Below are 21,866 nucleotides of genomic sequence, written 5' to 3'. Positions count from 1 at the left end.
GTCATCCGGACGTGAATACGCCGGTTTTCTTATAATTATACCGCAAAATACACAATTAGTCAATCGCAATGATGAACAATTTGATGCTTTTTGCTGATTTATCCGTGCGGGCAAACACTGCCCCCGGACGTATCGGGGGGATCCTGCGTACGTCCGGGGGCTGATTTTTATGTGTTAATGCGGAAAAGAGAATGCTGTTTACGAAGCAAATTTGTTTCTCAGGAGAATGAGGTCGATGATGGAGATCTTGCTGTCATCGTTCATGTCAGCGTTTGCTTTCTGTTCGGCTGTAAGTTCTGATCTGCCGATAAGAGTGTTGATAAGTTCAACGTAGTCAGCAGCTGTAACAGCACCGTCGCTGTTTACATCGCCCTTAACTGTTTCAGGTTTCTTTGAAGGTTCAGCTGTCGGTTCAGCTGTTGGCTCAGCTGTTGGCTGTGTTGTTGGTTCTGCTGTTGGCTGTACTGTAGGTTCTGCGGTCGGCTCTGCAGTAGGAGCTGCTGAAGTGCCTGCGCTCTTTACGTAAGCACCTGTGATCTTTACGTTTGAGAGATCAACTGAGTTGCCGGCCTGGTCGCCTGCCCACCATACCTGAGCCTGGAAGTTCTTTTTCTTCTGGAGTTCAGCTATTGCCTGCTTGATGAGATCAGGATCATTTGTTGTAAGGTCTTCACCGTTCTTTGAGTAGGCAAGTGAGTTTACGCCGTTCTTGATGTTGATCTTGATGTCGCCTGAAGACTTTGCTGTCCACGGTATCATTACCCAGTAGTACTGACCGTCGGATGCTGAGAAACCTTCAGCGATGCATCCGCTTGCGCCTGCTGCGCTGCCCATTTCAACGTTGATGTGAATATCGTTTGATGCTGCAGGGAGTGTGATGTTGTAGAGTGAATTTGCAGAATCGTATGTAACTGTACCGTTGAGGATCTCGCCGTCTGCTTCTTCGTTGCCTGTTGTGAGATTTGCCTCATAGGCGCCCATTGCGTACTGGTTGAGAGCCTTTACGATGTCAGGATTCTTCCATGTTACGTCTGAACGGTCGAGAAGCATGAATGAATAGTCATCCCACCAGCAGCAAGGAATATTGCGTGCAGATGCGTTTGCCACGAAGTAAGCAGCCCAGTCAACTCTCGGCTGAGTGTTGCCGCCCTTGTCGCGGGCACCGAATTCACCGATGTAAACCGGAATGCCCTTTGAGATGTATGTGTCATAGATCGCATTGAGCACCTGGTCGATGTCGCCTGCGTCCTTTGTGTAGTCGAATTTGTCTGTGCTCTGCGAGTCAGATGTTTCTGCAAGTGCGAATCCGTATGGTGTGTAAGCGTGAACTGCTACGATAAGACGGTTCTGGACCTTATCTGTCGGAAGCTTGAAGTAGCTGTTTGTTGCACCGTCGATAGAGCAGTCGTAACCCGGAACTGATACATAACGCTTTGCGTTGTTTCCGCCTGTTGCACGGATAGTGTCAAGACAGTCCTGATTCAGTTTGTTGATGGTCTGGATGGCGTCTATACAGTCCTTGTCGTTCATGTTGAGCCACCATTCATATGTGTGGCCGGTCATACGAGGCTCGTTCATTGTTTCGAAAATGAGCTTGTCGCCGTAGTCCTTGAAGCGTTCGCCGACCTGCTTCCATACACTTGTCATGTACTTCTTTGACTGTTCGTACTTTGCAGTTGTCGGGTACATTGTTTTCGGGTCGTTGTCGTGGTGAACGTTGAGAATAACGTACATATCGTTCTTGTAAGCGTAGTCAACGACTTCCTGAACTCTGTCCATCCACGCCTTGTTTATGTTAAGGCTGCCGTCCATGTGGTTGTGCCATGAAACCGGTACACGGACTGTGTTGAAGCCGGCCTTCTTAACTACATCTATCATTTCCTTTGTCGTTTTGAAACCGCCGTTCCAGTATGTTTCAAGGTCAAGGTCGTTCTTTACGTTTCCTGTGTCGTCGATGGAATCAAGAGTGTTGCCGAGGTTCCAGCCGAGACGCATGTCTCTTGTCATCTTAAGACCTTCGCTGTCAGGGATCTGTTTCTGCTGAACCTTGATCTCAGGTATTTTATAACCTGCTGAAGCGAGCATTCCTGATGAAGCAGCTGCCCCGAGGAAGCTTTCACTGTCAGCGTTTACCGGATAAAGGTTACCTGCAGCCATGAAGCCTGTGATCATTGCCAGGGAAGCGGCACCTGCACTAATGCGTTTGATAATTGATCTCATAGAGATTTTTCCTCCTTACAGATATAATCCTTACATGTTGTTTCTGACCGGGTACCGAAAATCCCGGCAGGCAGATGTGCGTATTTTCTTCAAATGCGGAAAATACGTGATATAATCGTTTTCATAACTTAAGTATACACCAGAAAAAAAGATAAAACAATGGAAAAACGGATTGAAACTATGGACTTTTCTGCAAAATATTATTGAAAATTAAGTACAAATGCCCTATAATTATAGTGAACGAAAAAGCCACCCTGCAGATCTGCAGCCGCCGGAAAGGAGAGTCTTAAAATGAGAAAACGGATCGTATTTCTTACTATGTGGGCTGATACGCAGTATACGCTTGATCTTATCAGAGTGATCGGAAAACAGGCTGCGGAACTTGACTACGATCTTTATGTCATTACTCACTTTATAAACTACTATAGTGACGACCGTCAGATCATCGGTGAGGAAAACATATATTCTCTTCTGAGGCAGATGCATTTTGACGGGGCGATACTTGCCGGCGGTTCGTACTACCACACTGAACTGGCTGACTCAATTGCGGACACTCTCGGAAAACTCGGAATTCCGGCGGTAATGCTCGACTGCGTGAAAGAAGGCTTTCCATCCGTGATACAGGACAGCCGTGAACATTTCTGCATGCTGACAGAACATTTTATTACCGAACACGGTTACGACGATATTCTGTGCCTGACGGGACCGGAAGGTGAGCATCACGCTGAACAGCGCCTTTCGGGATATCGTGATGCGCTTGAAAAACACGGTATACCGTTTGACCGTGAAAAGGTGTTCTACGGTGATTTCTGGATCGGATCGGGCATAAAGCTTGCTGAGGACATCATAAGCGGAAGAATAAAAAAACCGCAGGCAGTAGTCTGCGGAAACGACTATATGGCACTTCAGCTGTGCTGGTCACTGATGGAGGCAGGTGTACGCATCCCCGAGGAGATAGCTGTCGGAGGATATGACGGAAACCCTGATCTTATGCACTTTCATCCTCTGCTTACTACCGTCTGCGGAACCTATCTTCAGACCGGTGCAGATGCAGTCTGCCGACTTCACACAATGATAAGCGGTGAAACAGCGGTTCCGGTAAAGGCGGATACCACGCTGCAGATCGGTGCAAGCTGCGGCTGTGATCCGGATCAGGTGAAAAGCTCGGTCATGACAAGAAAGCATTTTATGGAACTGCAGCATAACTCAGTTTTTCTCCACAGCGCCTATTCTTCCATGATGAGCAGCGTAAGTTCTCTCAATGAGTGCGTTATTGCAATTGTGAGCAACCTTTATCTCCTCGAGTCCGATGACAGTTTCAGCATCTGTCTCTGCACGGACTGGCAGGGAGATGTGAACGATCCTGAAAACTACAGAAAGGAAGGCTATTCCGACAAACTGACCTGCATACTTTCAAGAAACTCGGAAGGCAGGATCGAAACCGGAGGCAGTGTGAGCCTCAGTGACACGGAAGATACATCCTTTCCGTCAACATGTTTTATTACTCCGCTCCATTATCAGGACAGGGCTTTCGGCATATGTATGAGGCGGTTTTCGTCCGAAAAAGCGGCATTCGAACTCTATTACGGAGAATTCTGCCAGATCATTGCCAACGCAGTTGAAAGGCTTCGTATGAATCACGTTGAGCGTGAACTGCGTCTTCTTGCCAGACAGAACGCTGATATCCGTCAGCCGTATCAGGCGATACTTAAGTCACTGCGGGAAAAAATGTACGAGGAGCCGGAAAATGAATGGAAGGCGGCAGTGCAGGCCGCTGAAATCGGCATAAGTCTTTCGCATTTCCAGCATCTCTATCAGGAATTCCATGAGGTAAGTTTTCATGCCGATCTGCTCAATGCCCGTATGGCACTTGCGGAAAGCCTGCTCCGCAGCACGACTCTGAGCGTCAGCGAAATAGCCGGACGCTGCGGATACAGCGACATATCATATTTCATGCGTGCATTCAGAAAACGTGCCGGACAGTCAGCTCTTGCCTTCCGCAGAAGCTGCCTTCTTAGAAAACAATGATAATTTATAAAATTTCTTGAAAACAGGCGTCAGATATGTTATAATTATTACGTGTATTTTAATATGATGTTATACGTTCAAGAAGGGTGATAATTACTAATGGATAGAAGAGTAATAACAGCGTTTTCGTCAGCATTTGTGCTGGCATTTTCGTTAATGCTCACTTCATGCAGCTCTGATCCGGGTTCTGCGGATGAAAATTCAGCTGCTGACAGTACTGAGGCTCCTGTAACAGAGGTGACTGAAGCAGAAACTGCAGTTCCTCCGGTTTTTGTTGAGGTACAGAATTCCGATATACACAAGGGAGAACTCATACTTGTAAACAGAGACAATGAATACAGTGACGGATCAAATCAGAACATTGTCAACATTTATGAAAACAAATCAGATTCATATAAAGTGGACAGATCATACATGGAACTCGACAAAACCATGATAGGTGCTATCAACTCCATGCTCGATGACTTTGCCGCACAGTCAGGTATAACAAATATTCTCTGCAACAGCGGATACCGCAGTTACGATGAACAGAAACAGATGTACGATGAAGATCTTGAAAACACGGGCCTTCTCGAGTCAGATCTTGTTGCACCTCCGGGACACAGCGAGCACCACACAGGCTATGCGATGGACTTTGCTATCGACGACGGCTATGAATATCCTGCGCTCCGCAATGAAGGCGAGTACAGCTGGATCTACAGCAATGCCGCAAAGTACGGCCTTATTCTCCGTTATACTGAGCAGAACAAGCATATAACAAAGTACCGTGCCGAATCCTGGCATTTCCGCTATGTCGGACCGGTTCATGCTTCAATGATCACAAAAATGGGCGTTGCACTTGAACAGTATATTGGTTTTATTAAGGATTTCCAGTTCGAAAATCCTCTTGAATACAAGTATTCCGACACTGAATTCTACAGGATCTACTACGTTCCTATGAATACAGACGCTGACAAGACAAGTCTTCCTATTCCTTACGAATGCTTAAGCAATAACGGTGCGGAATGGCCTTATACAGTATCAGGAAACAATTCTGACGGATTTATAGTTACTGTAAAAATACCTGAGCTTTCACCAGACTATGATGACACTTTCCTCTACATGTTCAGCCCTGCAGCAGACACAATAATGGCTTCCGATGATTATCAGAATGCAGATGACACTGTTCCGGAAAACGATGATGCAGAAGAAAATGCGGAAGAAGCTGATGACAGTGAAGACAAGGTAAGCGAAGCCGCAGCTGACGAGGAGACCGGCTGGTAACAGGGGGATAATCTTTATGATATTACAGGATTTTTATGACGGGAAATCATTTGATGCTTATGAGTTTTTTGGTGCACACCGCGAAAACGGGAAGATCGTTTTCAGAACGTATGCACCGGCGGCTGCATCAGTAAAAGTTATCGGAAGTTTCAACGGCTGGAACGGCGCTGAGATGACTGAAGACGGACGAAGCGGGGTGTTCACATATGTTTCGGATGATGCCCGCACCGGAGATCTTTACAAATTCCGCATAACTTCACGGGACGGAAGAACGGTCGATCACTGCGACCCGTACGGGTTCGGTATGGAACTCAGACCGGCAAGCGCTTCCGTTGTTACTGATCTTAGCGGATTTGAATGGCATGACAGAGAATGGATGGAGAAACGTACACGGAATTTCAATTCTCCTCTGAGCATTTACGAGGTGCATCTCGGTTCGTGGCATACAAACCCTGACGATGAAAACGGCTGGTATACCTATTCTGAAATAGCTGACCGGCTTATTAAGTACGTTAAGGAAAACCATTTTACGCATATTGAGTTCATGCCGCTTTCCGAACATCCGGCTGATGAATCCTGGGGGTACCAGAACACAGGATTTTTCAGCCCTACTTCACGCTACGGCACGGCAAAGGAACTCATGAAACTTGTGGACAGGTGTCACACAAACGGCATCGGCGTAATAATCGACTTTGTTCCGGTGCATTTTGCAGTAGATGATTACGGACTCGGACACTACGACGGTTCTGATCTTTACAACCTGCCTGATAACGATGTCGGTAACAGCGAATGGGGTACCATGAACTTCAATCATTCCCGAAGGGAAGTGGCATGTTTTCTTCAGTCGTGTGCGAACTACTGGCTTAAGGAATATCATTTTGACGGGATAAGAATGGATGCCATAAGCCGTGCGATATACTGGAACGGCGATCCGAACAGAGGCGTCAACCAGAATGCCGTTTCTTTCATCTCAAATATGAATTCCGGACTTCATGCACTTCATCCTTCTGCTATGCTCATTGCCGAGGACAGTACTGCGTTTCTCAAGGTTACTGCTGCCTCTGAGTACGGCGGGCTTGGTTTTGACTACAAGTGGGATCTCGGCTGGATGAACGACACTCTCGAATATTTCAAAGTCCCGCCGGAATACAGACCGGATCACTACTATGAACTTGTGTTCTCAATGGAATATTTCTTCAGCGAACATTTCATACTTCCGTTTTCACACGATGAGGTTGTACACGGAAAAGCCACTATCGTACAGAAAATGTGGGGCGATTATGACTTCAAGTTCCCGCAGGTAAGGGCTCTGTACATGTACATGTTCGCTCATCCGGGAAAGAAGCTCAATTTCATGGGCAACGAGATCGCACAGTTCCGCGAATGGGATGAGAAAAGGGAGCAGGACTGGGATATTCTCAAGTATCCTCTTCACGACAGCTTCCACAGATATTTTGCAGAGCTTAACCGGATTTATACAACTTATGAAGCGCTGTACAAAGATGAACTCAATGATCATAACTTCAAATGGCTCGAGTCATTTGCAAAGGATAAGTCGGTGTATGTTTTCGAGACCGGAATGGGTAAGAAAAAGATCATCTCAGCTTTCAACTTCTCTGATAAAGACCGTGGAAAAGTCTCGTTCGACGCATCCGGAAAGCGAAAGATCACCGAACTTATAAGCAGTGACTATGACATCTACAGCGGAACCACACACCCGGGCGATGATATTCCGGATGTATGCTTTAACGAAGCGGAGAACTATTCACGTATCACGGTACATCTTCCACCGTTTACGGGTGTGATGTATCTTTCCGAAGAATGACGGTAAGAATATAAACATGAAAACGCGGGTGATACCGGGGTTTTCTGTTTGATATACAGGAAACACTGATTTTATCATTGTTTCCGCATAAAAGATAATAAAGGGGTTATGCTTTTTGAAAAATCTTATTTCAAACATAAAGGATTCACTTCAGCCGATCGATGAGATAAACGGCTTCAAGGTGAGACCTGGATTCTATCTTATCAACGGGGCGACAGCGATCCGTAACGGTGTTAATTTTACAATTCATTCGTTCAGCGCAACATACTGCGAGCTCCTTCTTTTCAGAAAGGATGAATCGGATCCGTACGCTGTTCTTCCGTTCCCGGATTCATACAGGATAGGCAATACTTTTTCAATGATAGTTTTTGACATCAACATTGAGGAACTTGAATATGTTTACCGTATGGACGGACCTTACGACAAGAAGAAAGGCCTTATCTTCAACAAGCAGCATTATCTTCTCGATCCGTATGCCAGAGCCGTTACAGGCCAGGCAGAATGGGGGGTAAAGAGGAAACAGAAGAAAAACATGTACCGTGCACGAGTGGTTGACGATACATTTGACTGGGGCGACTGTCCGCAGCCTCATCTGCGTTTCCGCGATCTCATCATCTATGAGCTGCATGTCCGCGGATTTACCTATGACATTTCATCCGGCGTAAAGGAAAAGCGCCGCGGTACATTTGCCGGCGTCAAGGAAAAGATACCGTACATAAAGAAGCTCGGTGTAAATGCAGTCGAACTCATGCCTATATTTGAATTTGATGAGATGGAAGATGTCCGTGTAGTCGATGGCGTTACTCTTTACAACTACTGGGGCTACAACACAGTAGGATTTTTCGCTCCGAACACCGGATATACATCCGAACGTGAGCACAATCACGAAGGACGCGAGCTCAAAACACTTATTAAGGAACTTCATGAAAACGGCATCGAAGTAATTCTCGACGTTGTTTTCAACCATACAGCCGAAGGTGATGAAAGAGGACCGGTATTCTCATTCAAGGGTATCGACAACAACATCTACTACCTTCTCACTCCGGACGGACATTACTACAACTTCAGCGGATGCGGAAACTCACTTAACTGTAACCATCCTATCGTTCACCAGTTCATTCTTGACTGCTTAAGACACTGGGTGATCGACTACCGTGTTGACGGTTTCCGTTTCGATCTCGCTGCCATCATGGGACGTAACGAAGACGGTTCTCCGATGAAGAACCCGCCTATACTTGAAGCGCTTGCCTTCGACCCTATCCTCGGAAAGGTAAAGCTCATAGCTGAAGCGTGGGATGCAGGCGGACTCTATCAGGTCGGAAGCTTCCCTGCATGGAAGAGATGGGCTGAATGGAACGGCAAGTACCGTGATGATCTCCGCTGCTTCCTAAAGGGCGACGGCGGAATGGCAAAGAACGCTGTTATGAGAATCACTGGCTCCCGCGATCTTTACAATCCTGATCACCGCGGAAACAATGCTTCTGTAAACTTCATCACATGTCACGACGGATTTACCCTTTACGATCTTTACGCATACAACGAAAAGCATAATGAAAAGAACGGCTGGAACAACACCGACGGTGACAACTGCAACAACAGCTGGAACTGCGGTATCGAAGGCGAAACAGACGATCCGACCGTACTTGCACTCAGAAAGCGTCTGAGAAAGAACGCCTTCGCGACACTCATGTGCAGCCGCGGCGCGGCAATGTTCCTTGCCGGTGATGAATTCTGCAACACGCAGTTCGGCAACAACAATGCCTACTGTCAGGACAATATCACTTCGTGGCTCGACTGGACAAGACTCGAACAGTATAAGGACATGTTCGATTTCTGCCGTTTCATGATCTCATTCAGAATGGCTCACAACGTCATCAGAAGAAAGACAAAGCAGGCTACCTGCGGCTATCCTGACATAAGCGTTCACAACGGCTCGCCGTGGAACGAGAATTTCTCGAACGACACCCGTCTTATCGGAATCATGTACTCAGGACGTACTACTGACGACACTGAAGATGACATGATCCTCATCCTCATCAATACATTCTGGGAAAACCTTCACATGACTCTCCCGAACCTTCCGGGCGGTTTCACCTGGAACATTGCCATGGACACATGGTTCGACCACGAGGAAGGCACCGACTACAACAAACTCACAGAACGTCATGACAACAATCTTGTGGTAAAACCAAGATCAGTCATCATCCTCAATTCAGTGCGCAACGACGCTGCACAGCGTATGGGACAGTGATATTACTGTCTGAATCAGATGCCGGACAGAAAATAAAAAAATAGTGTATTCAGGCGAACACCGTCATTTATATCAGATGGTGTTCGCCTTTGATTTTTCAGGTGATTCCGGAGCAGGAGCGTATACCGTGCAGAATTATGATTGTATACTTACATGTGAAAAAATAGTTGACAATAATAAAACAGTGTGGTATACTCTTAAAGGATCCAAAAAATATTCAAAAAAGGAAATGATACTTTACAATGACCGGAACGATCAGTACCAGCAGAAACAAAACAGTAATGATGTGCCTGTGCGCAATGTTTACAGCGCTTATCATCATAGGCGGATTTATAAAAATCCCGATACCGCCTGTACCTTTCACACTTCAGTTTCAGTTTACAACACTCGCAGGACTTCTTCTCGGAAAAAAGTACGGTTCGTTAAGTGCTCTGCTTTACGTTATTCTCGGACTTATAGGAATACCGGTATTCACAAAGGGAGGCGGACTCTGGTATGTGTTTGAACCAACGTTCGGATACCTTGTCGGATACATTCCGGGTGCCTTCGTTACAGGACTTATCGCCCATAAGGAAAAGGAACCTTCACAGAAGAGACTTCTCGCAGCGGCTTTTGCCGGATATGCAGTAGTCTATGCATTTGGTATGCTTCACTGCTACATAATCATGAACTATTACCTTGACGGCGACGGAATGAAAGTCTGGCCGCTTTTCGTAAACTGTTTTCTTATCTTCCTGCCAAAGGATGTTGTCCTTACAGTCCTCGTTTCCCTTGCAGCAAAGAGAATACTTCCTGCGACACAGAAATATACCGGATGAAACAACAGATGCCATCTCACATTTTTTGAAATGGCATCTGTATTTTTATGAAAACATGTTGATGAACTTCGTTTTCCTTTAGTATTTTAGAACATTAATTCAAAGTATAAAAAAGTTTTTATACTTCTTACATTTTTAAGAGTAATTCATTGACAGCCCTGATTATTATTATACGCATTGTATTGTCATATTTATAAACGATGAGTAATGCAATGCCATGCATCTAAAAATGAAATATCGACATAAAAAAATCTGAAATTGAATATAAAAAAATAGTTGACATATATATATATATATGATATAATAAAAAAGCTTTATAGATGAAAATCTTTGCGCAAAGTTGTTCTCTAAGGCATAATAAAAAAAATAGTACAAATTATAGAGAGGACTTATGAGTTATGAAAAGCATAAGAAAGTTTTTTTACACTGCTCTTGCAGTTATGATGATAGGAACAAGTGGTATAAGCATTGTTAAAGCTGCAAATACATATGACTCAAATTTTGGCGATACGAGAGAAAGAACAAAGTATTATGGAGGAAGAACAATATATGTAAACCCAGCGTATACGTATAAAGATGAAAATGGTAACACAAAGTGCGCCTGGCAGAAAGCTTCTTCTGAAAAACGTGAAAAGACTAATAATTCATATGTGTATGTATTTGTTACTGATTGTAAACAGGGCAGTAAAATACCTGGTAGGGGAGATACACCATCATGGTGTAACAAGTTGTATGTAGATACGAAATGTTTGAACAAAAACGGAAAAGAAGTGTATTGCGGTTATAATAAAGCCACAAATACAGAGAGAAGAAGAGAGTTTTCCACTGGAAAGCAGTATTTTTTAACTAATTGGGCTTATGAACAGTTCGGAAATACTCTAACTTTTCTGGAGTTTACAAATGGAAAAGGGTATGGATATACTCTTGGTGGTTATTGGAGTCCTGATAGCGTTGGAAATTACACAATTCTTTAATCTTGCTTAAAAACATTAAAAAATTCTGATTTTTAATAACTGTTATTGATTGTATGGATTAAACCGGATATTATATTTATCCGGTTTAATTCATACATATACAAACAAAAATGGAATTAGGTGATTTGTTATAAGTAAGTATATATGTAAGATAACAGCATTCCCTTTGCTGGTTGCTTTGATATTATCTGTTTGGCAGATTGTGGTGAGCACTGAAGAACAGAAATGTATGATGACTCAACTAGAATATAACGCCAATTTTTTTCAAGAGTATTATCCAGTTTCATTTTACAATGGATCGTTATTACTTAGTAATTATTCAGCAGCTCCTGATTTATTTTATCGTATGTTTCCGTTTTTGGTCTCGATGTCTTCAATTGTAATGCTTAGGAAAGAATGCAAGCATATTACTGATATTAAGGCGACTGTATGTGTCTTAAGAAAAGCTTTTCTTAGCGGAGCGATAACTTGTAGTGCTATGATGTTAATTGTTATTTCGTCATCTTTATTATTCCTTCCTTTGGCTAAGCCTGAACTGTTTTCAGGTTATTTTCCTATAATAGAAAATACATTTGGGGAATTGTATCTTTGCCATCCTATGCTGTATTTATTTCTTTTTTTTATAATTAATACTGTTTGCGCTGGATTTATATCTTCTTTTTATATTACTGTATCAAGAATGTGCAAAACCACTTTAGAGTCTTTAGCAATTCCTATATTAGTTGCTTTGGCACTGTATAAAACTGAAAACAAATTTGAGTTGGTAAGTTATTATATGATTACTAATCAATTGCGTCCAAGTCAGGCGTTATTTAGTTTTAATTATAAGGTTTTATTACTAAATCTGTTAATAGTTTCTTTTTTGGTTGTTATTTTGAATGCAGTTGCTGGCGCAATTGAAATGAGGGTAAACAAATGCGTAAAAAAGTGATTGCAGTAATAATATCTTTGAGTGTGTTATGTGGAATTTTAAGGACGATTTATATAAACATTAAATTTCCAGGTTACGATTATATAGAAAAAAATATTAGTGAAAGCATTACAATTAACGATATAGAAATTGATATTGAAGACTATTCTTTTTTATCTGCTGAAGAATATTGTAGCAAATATCCAAAAGCTGAAAAAAACAGTGATGCACTGATATATGTTGTTTTGAATATGCGATTTACTAATCCGACTGATAAAGATAAAGATATAGATTTAACTCAAATGAGATTACTTCAAGGTAAATGGTATGAATATTTTTATTTGAATGATCTTTATTCGATTAATAGTATTGAGTCTTATTTGGTGAAAGTGCTTCCAGGACATTCCGGAACGCTGACAATTCCATTTTTATATTTAAAAAAGTTTGAAAATGATTTTGATCATGTAAGAGGGAAAGGTTTCACATTGTATTTAAAAAATTATTATCCAAAATGGAATGAAGTCTTTACCATAAATTTGAATTATAATGATATTTAAATAAAAGGAGAATGCTGTTTTGAAGTTTAAAATTACATGTATAATGCTTTTATGCATGACTATGGTTACATCGTGTTCATTGAACAAGACCAGTAACACTGATATGATTGGATTAACAGGTAAACTAGAGAATAATAAAGGTATGACTGATACTTTAGAATATGAGATTGAAAGTATTGAAAGCGAAAACGTTACACAGATATACTCTGGTGACAATAAACTGCTCTATAAAGGGGAGGAAAAGATATTTTATTCTGACTCATACTTATCTGTATTAGATCCCATGTCTGGTGCCGAAAGCAAAATACAGTTAAACGAGGACGTTTATGGCTCCATTGTGAACGTAAGGAAAAGTGAAGATACAATAGTTTTTTCGTGTGATGTTCCGGCTTCAGCTGAATATGGAAAAAAAACCTCAGATTCGCTCATTGCTTTATATAATATTAATAACGGAGAAATTAAGACTAATTTAATAGAAGATGAGTATATTAAAGAATTATCTTTGATTCAGTCAACTGGAGAAATTATTTGTATAACAAATGATTATGACATTTATGTTTTGAATGATACATTGGATATTATTGAAATGTATAATGTGTATGACTCAATTGAGGAAAATGCAGGCTCATATGGTAGTGATCTTGTAAATGTAAAAATTGTATCTGAATCTGGAGATTTATATGTTTCGCTTAATAATACAATTCTAAAATTTGGAAGAAGCGGTTTGTATACTCTTGATTGGAATATAACTATAGATGATATGGGAGAATCCAGTATACAAATCGGAACACTGGCTGATGGTTGTGTATTGGCTTATTCTGAGGATTTGGATTATTATTATATAAATACAATAGATGCATATGATGGGAAAACAGAATCTCGTTATGAATTAGAGAAAAAGGGAAAGGATATTTTTATTAATGGATCTGAAAAGTGCGATTACTGCCTTTTTAGCAACGGAAAGGTTGAAATGTATAAATTTGGAAATGACGATGCGGTTTCTGAATTTAGTTATGATGATTGGGAATCTTTAAAATGGGGTAAAGCTGTTTTAACAGAAGACAGGATCTATAGCGTAGTGTTGCCTGAAGAAAAATATTATTCCAAATTGTATTCTGCGGATAAAAACGGAACAGTTTCTGAAATGTTTTCAATTGATGGTCAGGAGATAAACTACAGGTACATATTTGATGATGACAGAAATGTTTATTCGTTATCAGAAGAATGGATGAATGAAGCATTCAATCCTGAAAGTGGAACCGTCATGCTGAATATGAGTATTAATAAGAACAGTCAGAATGGTAACGAGATGATTGCTTTGTATTCAGATCTCCCGGGGTATGAGCTTTGTGGTGTTACCGAAAACTATTTATTTTTTAGTAAAAATATAAGTTCTTTTAGACTTTATAATAAGCAAGGGGAAATAATAAATGAATTCTTCCTTGATATTGATGAATTCATTGCTTTTTCAGATAAATCAGGAGATGAAGTAGTTTATTATACCGACAATAGTCACAGGTTTTATTCGTATAATATAAATACAGATGAAAAAAAGGAAATAACGGAAGTAAATGAATTGTGTGCCAATGCTTATTCAAATATATATTATGATGGTGGAATATATGATATTTATATTGAAACAGAGAGCGCACTTTATACATATGATTTAACAAACGGAAATATTGAAAAAGTTATATCTGATATTAGCCAAATTGCAGTTCAAAGAAGTTCTGGAATAATTGTCTTTGATAATGTCGGAACAATGGCTTGCATAGATTATTCCGGTAAAATATTTCTTATAAAACCAGCGAAAGAAATTAGCGATTGTAAAACAATTAATCTTGCTATGTGCGGAGAAATATCCAATACTTCTGTTTATAATAAGATACAGGATTATAATAACAGCAGTAAACTGTATAGAATAAGTACGAACAGTTATAAATCAACAGATAGCTTAAATCTTGATATAGCAGCAGGCAGAATACCAGATATTATAATCTCTACATCGGATTTTAATATTGATAATTATGCTGAAATGGATATGTTTTCGAATTTGAAAACGATTATTGAAAATGATTCTGAATTTAGAAAAAAAGATTATTATCTAAATCTGCTGTATTACTATACCTATAATGAAAATGTATATAAGATATTTCCAGCATTCACTATTGAATTGATGGCGTGCAAAGGAGAAATATCTAACACAGATAGTATAAATGATTTTTGGGATAAATTATCTAAGACGAAAATTATAAGCCAATTTGAATCAAAAGAGGAATTATTCTATGATTTTGCTAAGTATATAATTGATAGTAATGATGCAAATGCTATGAATGATTCAATAGGATCAGATTATTTCAAAAATTTGCTCGAATTAATGAAGAATGAAGAAAAAATAGTAGACTGCACTGAACAAAAGTATTTTGAAGTTTTAAATGAAAATAAAGATGTTATAATGCCTTTTGAAGCCATTGGTTTTGATAGTATAAACAAAAATAGTCATGATAGTGATGTGCCGCTTACTATCAGAATGTTTCCGTCTCAAAGCGGTGAGACTATGTTTATAGATCCGTGTATATGTTTTAGTATTTCAGAAAAATGCTCAGAAAAAGATGAAGCATGGAGAATAGTTAAAGATATGTTCCTTGATTATAGTGCTAATGGGTACTTTTCGGTTGAGCGTAAGAGTAATATAGAAGCGAAAAATGAATGCTCTGTTACTTCTGAAACAAAACAAATTATAGAAAACCTTGATCGTGATTTAGAAACTGTTATAAAAGGCTCTTTAAGTGATAACATAATAAAATCAATTATACTCGAAGAAGCAAATGAATATTATTCTGACGCCAAGACGGCAGACGAAACAATAAACTCAATTCGGAAAAGGGTATCGCTATATATGAATGAGCGTAAATAAGAGAAATGATACTTTGCAATGATGAAACCGTACAAAACTTTGTGCGTTGTCCACTAAAAATATTATAAGTAATTGTGAAATGATCCGAAAAGGCGGCATAAGCCTTGACGGATCATCTTTTTACTGATATAGTTAGTTACAGAAGTAACTAACCGACTAACATAAGAGATCTCCGGTTTGCTGCTTTGGTGTGGAATATTTACCGGAATGTACTGATCTGATCAGTCGGTACATGGGAAAATTGAAGACTTTACGTTTCTCTTTATCCGGATAATCTTAAAGAAGGAGTGGTGACATGAGTGTGAATTATTCTGATTTCAGCGATTCCGAGCCGATATATATACAGATAGCCGAATGGCTCGAAAACAAGATCGTCACGGGTCAGCTTAAGGAAGACGAACAGATACCGAGTACGACAGAGCTTTCCGTGAGCCTGAAGATCAATCCGGCCACGATACGCAAGGGTGTAAACATTCTGGTCGACAAGGGACTGGTGTACAAGAAAAGAGGGATGGGTATGTATGTTGCGAAAAATGCTAATGAAAATGTTCTTGATGACCGTAAGGTAAGGTTCTACGATGACTATATTGCACCGCTTCTTGCAGAGGCTCATCGTCTCGGACTTGAAAAGAAGGACATAATAGAAATGCTGAAAGGAGACGGGGACAGATGAGCGTAATAAATGTACAGTCCGTTTCAAAGACTTTCAAGTCGGTAAAAGCTCTTGATGACGTATCACTGACCATTGAAAAGGGACATATTTACGGACTTCTCGGGGGCAACGGAGCAGGAAAAACAACTCTTTTCAACATTATTTCCGACCGTGAGATCCCGTCTTCGGGAAGCATTATGCTTGACGGTCAGCCGGTAAAAGAAAGCAGTGACCTGCTCAGAAAAATGTATTTTACGGGTGCCGAAAACATTCTGCCGGCAGGCATGCGTTTACGTGATGCTGTCGATTCACTGAAGTATTTCTATAAAAATGCGGATAAGGCTTATGCAGAAAAACTTTTTGCTTCTTTCGGAATAGATTCCGGAAAGCGTTTTTCAGAACTTTCGACAGGGTCGTATACTCTTGCAGGAGCGGTTCTCGCACTGGCAAGCGGAGCAGATTTCATTTTCCTTGATGAACCGACACTTGGTGTCGATGCAAACAATCGCGAAATGTTTTACCGCCTGCTTCTTGAGCGCTTTTTGCAAACAGAATCAGCATTCATCATAGCAACTCATCTTATCGACGAATGCGCGGGACTTCTCGAACATTGTTTCGTTCTGAAAAAAGGAAAAATAATTGCAGATGATGAATGTGAAGCGCTCATGGAAAGTGCTTATGTTGTTGAAGGCAATGCCGTAGACGTTGACGGATATGCAGAAGGAAAGGAAGTTCTGAACAGGAACTCTGCAGGTTCTCTTGCAAGCGTATGCATAAAGGGCGAACCGGAAGATATACCGGAAACACTCAGCTTTTCCCGTCCTTCATTACAGAAACTTATAGTATCATTAACAGGAGGTGGCAGCAATGCGTGAATATATTAAATATGCTTTCTGCGGACGAGAGGGTCTGCGTACTTACTTAAAGTGGTCCGGGCTCGGATTTCTGGTGCTTTTCATTATCCACATGCTTATCATTCCGTCGCTTTCGTATGTTGGTGAGCCGTTTATTGTAACCTCACCTTCCACAGCAGAACATTACCGTGTGTTTAATTATTACGAAAACATCGGTGCGGTGTTTGCAGGTATTGCTTTTGCATATGTTCTTGCAAAGATCATTCCGGTGGCGGTAAACGGCGGAACATCCAGGGTGAACATGGTTCTCGGGACCGGTGTTATCGCCATTGGATACAGTGCCGTTACAGTTCTGATGTTGAACATAGCCTGCCTTGTAACAAGTATCATTTACGGCCGGTTCGGACTGAAACTTGATATAAACGCAGTGGCATTTATTGAAGATGCGCTTCGCAGCAAAGCTGTATCTGATCCGAGAGTTATCTTTTTTGATGTATGCATAAGTTTTTATCTGTTACTTGCTTTTTATGCGGCAGCTGTTATATTTGCAGCAGTAAAACAGAAGATAAATACGGCTGCAGCATTTCTTTCATCGGCTGTATCGTGCTTTCTGATATATCTGTTCTATCGTATGAACGCCTCTTCTTCAGGTTATTTGTCAAATGCTCTGGACTTTTTACTCTTAAACCGCAGTATCGGTGAGCTTGAATATGCACTGTACCCTGATCCTCGTATGTCTTATTTTGTGGATTATTCAGACTGTGTAATATCCGTTTTATCGGACTGCTTTATAGTATTTCTCGCCGCATTTCTGGTTTATGCATTACTGATGCTTCGCTCCTCACTGACGGGAAGAAGGAAAGCGTAAATTATTTTCTGCAGATCTCCTCTGCAAGCGCTTCAAGTGCTGCCTTTGAATCAGCGTTGAGTGAAGATTTGATAGTTACGCTGTTTTCGCAGTAAGTAATGTTCTTGCTCTTTTCAAGCAGTGCTGCCATAGTTCTCTTTGCTGTCGGAGCCCAGCTTCCGTTTTCGACGAAAGCAACTGTACGGTTCTGGTAGCTGCGTTCTGTAAGATGTGTGATAAACGATCTCATAGCCGGGAAAACATCGCCGTTGTAGCTGGAAGCTGCAAGTACGAGACGGTCGTAGCGGAATGCATCTTCAACGCATTCTGCCCAGTCTTCTCTGGAAAGATCGGAAATGGCAACCTTTTCGCATCCCTTTTCCTTTAGCATTTCAGCGAGGAGTTCAGCAGCTTTCTTTGTATTTCCGTGGATAGATGCGTATGCGATAAATACGCCCCTGTCTTCCGGCTTATATGATGACCAGATGTCATATTTGTTTATGTAGTATGCAATGTTTTCTGAAAGCACCGGGCCGTGGAGCGGGCAGATGGTCTGAATGTCAAGATCTGCAGCAGTTTTCAGAAGCTTCTGTACCTGCATGCCGTATTTGCCTACTATACCGAAATAGTAGCGGCGAGCCTCGCAGTCCCATTCATCTTCTTCAGCGTCGAGAGCACCGAATTTTCCGAATGCGTCAGCTGAGAAAAGTACCTTGTCAGTGCTGTCGTATGTGAGCATAACTTCCGGCCAGTGAACCATAGGTGCGAAAACGAATGCAAGTTCGTGCTTACCGAGTGAAAGTGTTTCGCCGTCCTTGACAGTTACCTTTTCAAATTCAGGAAGAGTTTCAAAGAACTGTCCCATCATATTGAAAGTCTGGATGTTTCCGACGATCTTTGCTTCAGGGTAAGCCTTAATGAAGTTTAATATGTTTGCGGAATGATCCGGCTCCATGTGCTGGACAATGAGGTAGTCCGGAGTTTTTCCGTCAAGTGCGTTTTTAAGATTTCCGAGCCATTCATCACCGAATTTTCCTTCAACCGTATCCATTACGGCGATCTTTTCGTCGAAAATAACATATGAGTTGTAAGCCATTCCCTCAGGAATGATGTACTGGCTTTCAAAAAGGTCAGTAACGTGATCGTTCACGCCGATGTATCTGATGTCGTTTGTAATTGTCATGGTTAGATTCTCCTTGCGGTATTGTTAAAATAATATGTTTTCTTCGTGCGGGATACACAATATGATTATAACATTTTTAGCACTCATAAGCAATAGTTTCGACAGGTATTGTGAAACTTCCGGAAATACGGTATACTATAATAAATGAACTCTCGGGGGAGGATTTTTTATGAATATCTTTAAGAACAGAAAGGCTGTGTCTGCCTGCATACTTTCAGGTGCACTGCTGCTTGCAGGAACGCAGTATTATTCTTCGTTTGTGACAGATCACGCATATGCGGAAGCTGAAACACTTACCGTTAAGTCCATGACGCCGACGCAGGGACCGGTTGTGGAAGCCAATGAAACAGGCGGATCCGGATTTACTTTTCCGGTGTTCAACGGCGATGAATCGGTAAAGTACGAGCAGGTGGCCGCTGATATAAGACTTTTTGCGAAGACTGAAAAACAGACAGACTGGGTGAGTATCGACAACAATGCCGACAGCGGCTGGATATATGACCAGAACTTCGGACATTTCTGGGACGGACCAGGGGGATTCTGGTTCCACGTTAAGGAAAAGACTTTTGTAAGGCTTCAGTCGGCATCCGACCCGTCAGTTTATCTTGACTATACGATAAATGCGGACAAGGTGGCGCCTCGTCCTGATCCTGCGGAAAGGGAAAAGCTCGTTTTCGCCGATGGTGACGATCTTAAAATTGACGGCTGGGATCTTGTCTGGAACGACGAGTTTTCCGGTACGGAGATCGAAGGCCGGAACTGGAGGCACCAGACCGGATATTACCTTAATGAAGATCCGAACACATGGGGCTGGGGAAATGCCGAACTTGAATACTATACAGAAAGTCCGGAGAACTCTTTTGTATCTGACGGAAAACTGACACTTAAGCTTCTTGACGAGCCGAAGTCATTCCCGGAAGATCCGAACAGAACAGCGCCTTATTCATCGGCAAAACTTGTTTCAAAAGACGCATTTGCGTTTAAGTACGGCAGAATAGATTTCTGTGCGAAAGTGCCTTCCGGTACCGGTATCTGGCCGGCACTCTGGCTGCTTCCGCAGGATGAGAGCTACGGAACATGGGCTGCTTCCGGCGAGATAGATGTCATGGAAGCAAAGGGCAGACTGAACAATACCATTTACGGAACCATTCATTACGGCGGACAGTGGCCTGCAAACAGATATTCCGGCGATCAGTATGTGTTTGAGGACGGAAAGACCTATGACGACGGATTCCATATCTACAGCGTCGTATGGGAAAAGGAACAGATAAGCTGGTACGTTGACGGTACCTGCTACAGCGTTATTCCGAATACGGAATGGTACTCGGCGACTGACGAGAGTAATCCGTACGCGCCGTTTGACAGGGAGTTCTACATAATTATGAACCTTGCGGCAGGCGGAAATTTCGACGAGGGCAGAGCCCCGGATGCGTCGCTTATACCATCTGAAATGCAGGTCGATTACGTCCGTGTATATCAGGCGAAAGGCGATGCAGAAGCAACTCACGGTCAGCCTCTTCTTCCTGACCCGCCTTATGAAGCGTTTTTAAATGCGACAGATGTGATCAGACTTCAGAAGTATCTTTTCGGAGATCCGGAAGCTACCATGCCTTATGACCTTGACAACAACGGAAAAACTGATATAAGAGATCTCATTACACTTAAATGGAAGATCCTTTCGTATAAAGGTGTATAAAACAAACGGACAGCGTGAATCGTAAAAGTTTCACGCTGTCCGTTTCTGTTATCATATCGTGAAAGCACTGATCAGTGAAATGGTCAGTGCCGGTGATGCTGAAGTTAAATTCACACGTAAATATTCGGGAACCACGGTGAGTTGATCAGGTAGAGCAGTACAGCCACCTGAGTTAAGATGATAAGCGGCACTCCCACAATGAAATATGACTTTCTGATCTTGTGACGGAAAATGAACATTCCGAGAAGTCCGCCGACCGATCCGCCGATGCCGCACAGAATGAGCAGAACAGCGACCGGTATCCTGCTTCCGGATTCCTTAACCGCCTTGAACTTGTCGATGCCGAACATTATCAGTGTGATAAGATTAATACCGCCGAGAACGTAGAGCGGAATGCGGTGCTGGACGAATATCTGCCAGAACGCGAAACGATGTGTTTCGGATATCTGACCGAGCCAGATGAGAACTGTGATCGCCCAGATGAGTGTCATGCAGAATGCAGTGACTCTGAGCATCATGTTTTCCTTGCAGCCCTTTCGGTCTGTGCATAGAGAGCCGAGAAGGACACCCAAAGGTCCGCCGAGTACGGAAAGAATGATGAGCACAGGACTCAGATAATATTTTCCGTCCTCCTTTTTGTTTTTTATCGCTCCGTTTATTATCTGAAGCAGAAATGTGAGAAGGTTTATACCTGCCAGGTAAACGACAGGATATGGTATCTGAAAACTGCCGATGTTAAGACTGCCGAGATTATTGATCATATCAAGCATTATTTACACCTCATATCTTTAATGTGCGCATGCGCCGTTTTTCAGTATATCATAATTTTTCCGCGTTTTCAATATGGGAAACGCTTATTTCGATAATACTA

At 41.9% G+C, this 21,866-nt stretch carries 16 protein-coding genes; 13 read left to right on the top strand and 3 right to left on the bottom strand.

The genetic code is table 11. The annotated features are described in order from the left end of the window. Nucleotides 1–198: 198 nt before the first annotated feature. Nucleotides 199–2,220, bottom strand: coding sequence for a cellulase family glycosylhydrolase (locus CC97_RS03470; RefSeq protein ID WP_044973731.1), 2,022 nt, complete (start codon nt 2,218–2,220; stop codon nt 199–201). A 291-nt stretch (nt 2,221–2,511) separates the two neighbouring features. Between CC97_RS03470 and CC97_RS03465 the strand changes: the two genes are divergently transcribed. From CC97_RS03465 to CC97_RS03410, 12 genes are all read left to right on the top strand, one after another. After that, the gene (locus CC97_RS03465) at nt 2,512–4,248 is read left to right on the top strand and encodes a substrate-binding domain-containing protein (protein WP_044973730.1); all 1,737 of its coding nucleotides are present in this window, start codon (nt 2,512–2,514) and stop codon (nt 4,246–4,248) included. 99 nt (nt 4,249–4,347) lie between these two features. Beyond that, nucleotides 4,348–5,511: a M15 family metallopeptidase gene (locus CC97_RS03460; RefSeq protein WP_044973729.1), complete on the top strand. Its 1,164-nt coding sequence runs from the start codon at nt 4,348–4,350 to the stop codon at nt 5,509–5,511. A 16-nt stretch (nt 5,512–5,527) separates the two neighbouring features. Further along, the gene (gene glgB / locus CC97_RS03455; protein ID WP_044973728.1) at nt 5,528–7,336 is read left to right on the top strand and encodes a 1,4-alpha-glucan branching protein GlgB; all 1,809 of its coding nucleotides are present in this window, start codon (nt 5,528–5,530) and stop codon (nt 7,334–7,336) included. A gap of 115 nt (nt 7,337–7,451) precedes the next feature. Next, on the top strand, nt 7,452–9,587 hold the full coding sequence (gene glgX, locus CC97_RS03450) for a glycogen debranching protein GlgX (protein ID WP_044973727.1): 2,136 nt from the start codon (nt 7,452–7,454) through the stop codon (nt 9,585–9,587). Between the two features lie 242 nt (nt 9,588–9,829). Beyond that, nucleotides 9,830–10,405, top strand: a complete 576-nt coding sequence (locus tag CC97_RS03445) for a biotin transporter BioY (RefSeq protein WP_044973726.1) — start codon at nt 9,830–9,832, stop codon at nt 10,403–10,405. Nucleotides 10,406–10,803: 398 nt separating this feature from the next. Further along, on the top strand, nt 10,804–11,379 hold the full coding sequence (locus tag CC97_RS03440; protein WP_044973725.1) for a hypothetical protein: 576 nt from the start codon (nt 10,804–10,806) through the stop codon (nt 11,377–11,379). A gap of 166 nt (nt 11,380–11,545) precedes the next feature. Then, nucleotides 11,546–12,310 carry a hypothetical protein gene (locus CC97_RS03435; protein ID WP_156036750.1) on the top strand — a complete coding sequence of 255 codons (765 nt, stop codon included), beginning with the start codon at nt 11,546–11,548 and terminating at the stop codon, nt 12,308–12,310. Beyond that, nucleotides 12,295–12,846, top strand: coding sequence for a hypothetical protein (locus CC97_RS03430; RefSeq protein ID WP_044973723.1), 552 nt, complete (start codon nt 12,295–12,297; stop codon nt 12,844–12,846). The genes CC97_RS03435 and CC97_RS03430 overlap by 16 nt, the downstream gene beginning before the upstream one ends. 19 nt (nt 12,847–12,865) lie before the next feature. Then, on the top strand, nt 12,866–15,763 hold the full coding sequence (locus CC97_RS03425) for a hypothetical protein (RefSeq protein WP_044973722.1): 2,898 nt from the start codon (nt 12,866–12,868) through the stop codon (nt 15,761–15,763). Between the two features lie 295 nt (nt 15,764–16,058). Further along, nucleotides 16,059–16,436: a GntR family transcriptional regulator gene (locus CC97_RS03420; protein WP_044973721.1), complete on the top strand. Its 378-nt coding sequence runs from the start codon at nt 16,059–16,061 to the stop codon at nt 16,434–16,436. Continuing rightward, on the top strand, nt 16,433–17,290 hold the full coding sequence (locus CC97_RS03415; protein WP_044973720.1) for an ABC transporter ATP-binding protein: 858 nt from the start codon (nt 16,433–16,435) through the stop codon (nt 17,288–17,290). Before CC97_RS03420 ends, CC97_RS03415 begins: the two co-directional genes overlap by 4 nt. Then, nucleotides 17,283–18,137, top strand: a complete 855-nt coding sequence (locus CC97_RS03410; RefSeq protein WP_044973719.1) for a hypothetical protein — start codon at nt 17,283–17,285, stop codon at nt 18,135–18,137. Before CC97_RS03415 ends, CC97_RS03410 begins: the two co-directional genes overlap by 8 nt. Nucleotide 18,138: 1 nt before the next feature. Here the strand turns inward: CC97_RS03410 and CC97_RS03405 are convergent, their stop codons facing one another. Further along, nucleotides 18,139–19,299 carry an FprA family A-type flavoprotein gene (locus tag CC97_RS03405; RefSeq protein ID WP_044973718.1) on the bottom strand — a complete coding sequence of 387 codons (1,161 nt, stop codon included), beginning with the start codon at nt 19,297–19,299 and terminating at the stop codon, nt 18,139–18,141. A 169-nt stretch (nt 19,300–19,468) separates the two neighbouring features. On the opposite strand from CC97_RS03405, the gene CC97_RS03400 reads away from it, so the two are divergent. Next, nucleotides 19,469–20,995 carry a family 16 glycosylhydrolase gene (locus CC97_RS03400; protein ID WP_049962662.1) on the top strand — a complete coding sequence of 509 codons (1,527 nt, stop codon included), beginning with the start codon at nt 19,469–19,471 and terminating at the stop codon, nt 20,993–20,995. Between the two features lie 110 nt (nt 20,996–21,105). Here the strand turns inward: CC97_RS03400 and CC97_RS20815 are convergent, their stop codons facing one another. Beyond that, complete coding sequence (locus CC97_RS20815; protein ID WP_049962661.1) at nt 21,106–21,765, bottom strand: DUF1294 domain-containing protein; 660 nt, start codon at nt 21,763–21,765, stop codon at nt 21,106–21,108. Nucleotides 21,766–21,866: the final 101 nt, after the last annotated feature.

This window comes from Ruminococcus sp. HUN007 (assembly GCF_000712055.1).
Lineage (GTDB): Bacteria > Bacillota > Clostridia > Oscillospirales > Ruminococcaceae > HUN007.
This window is presented reverse-complemented; position numbering and strand designations above follow the sequence as displayed.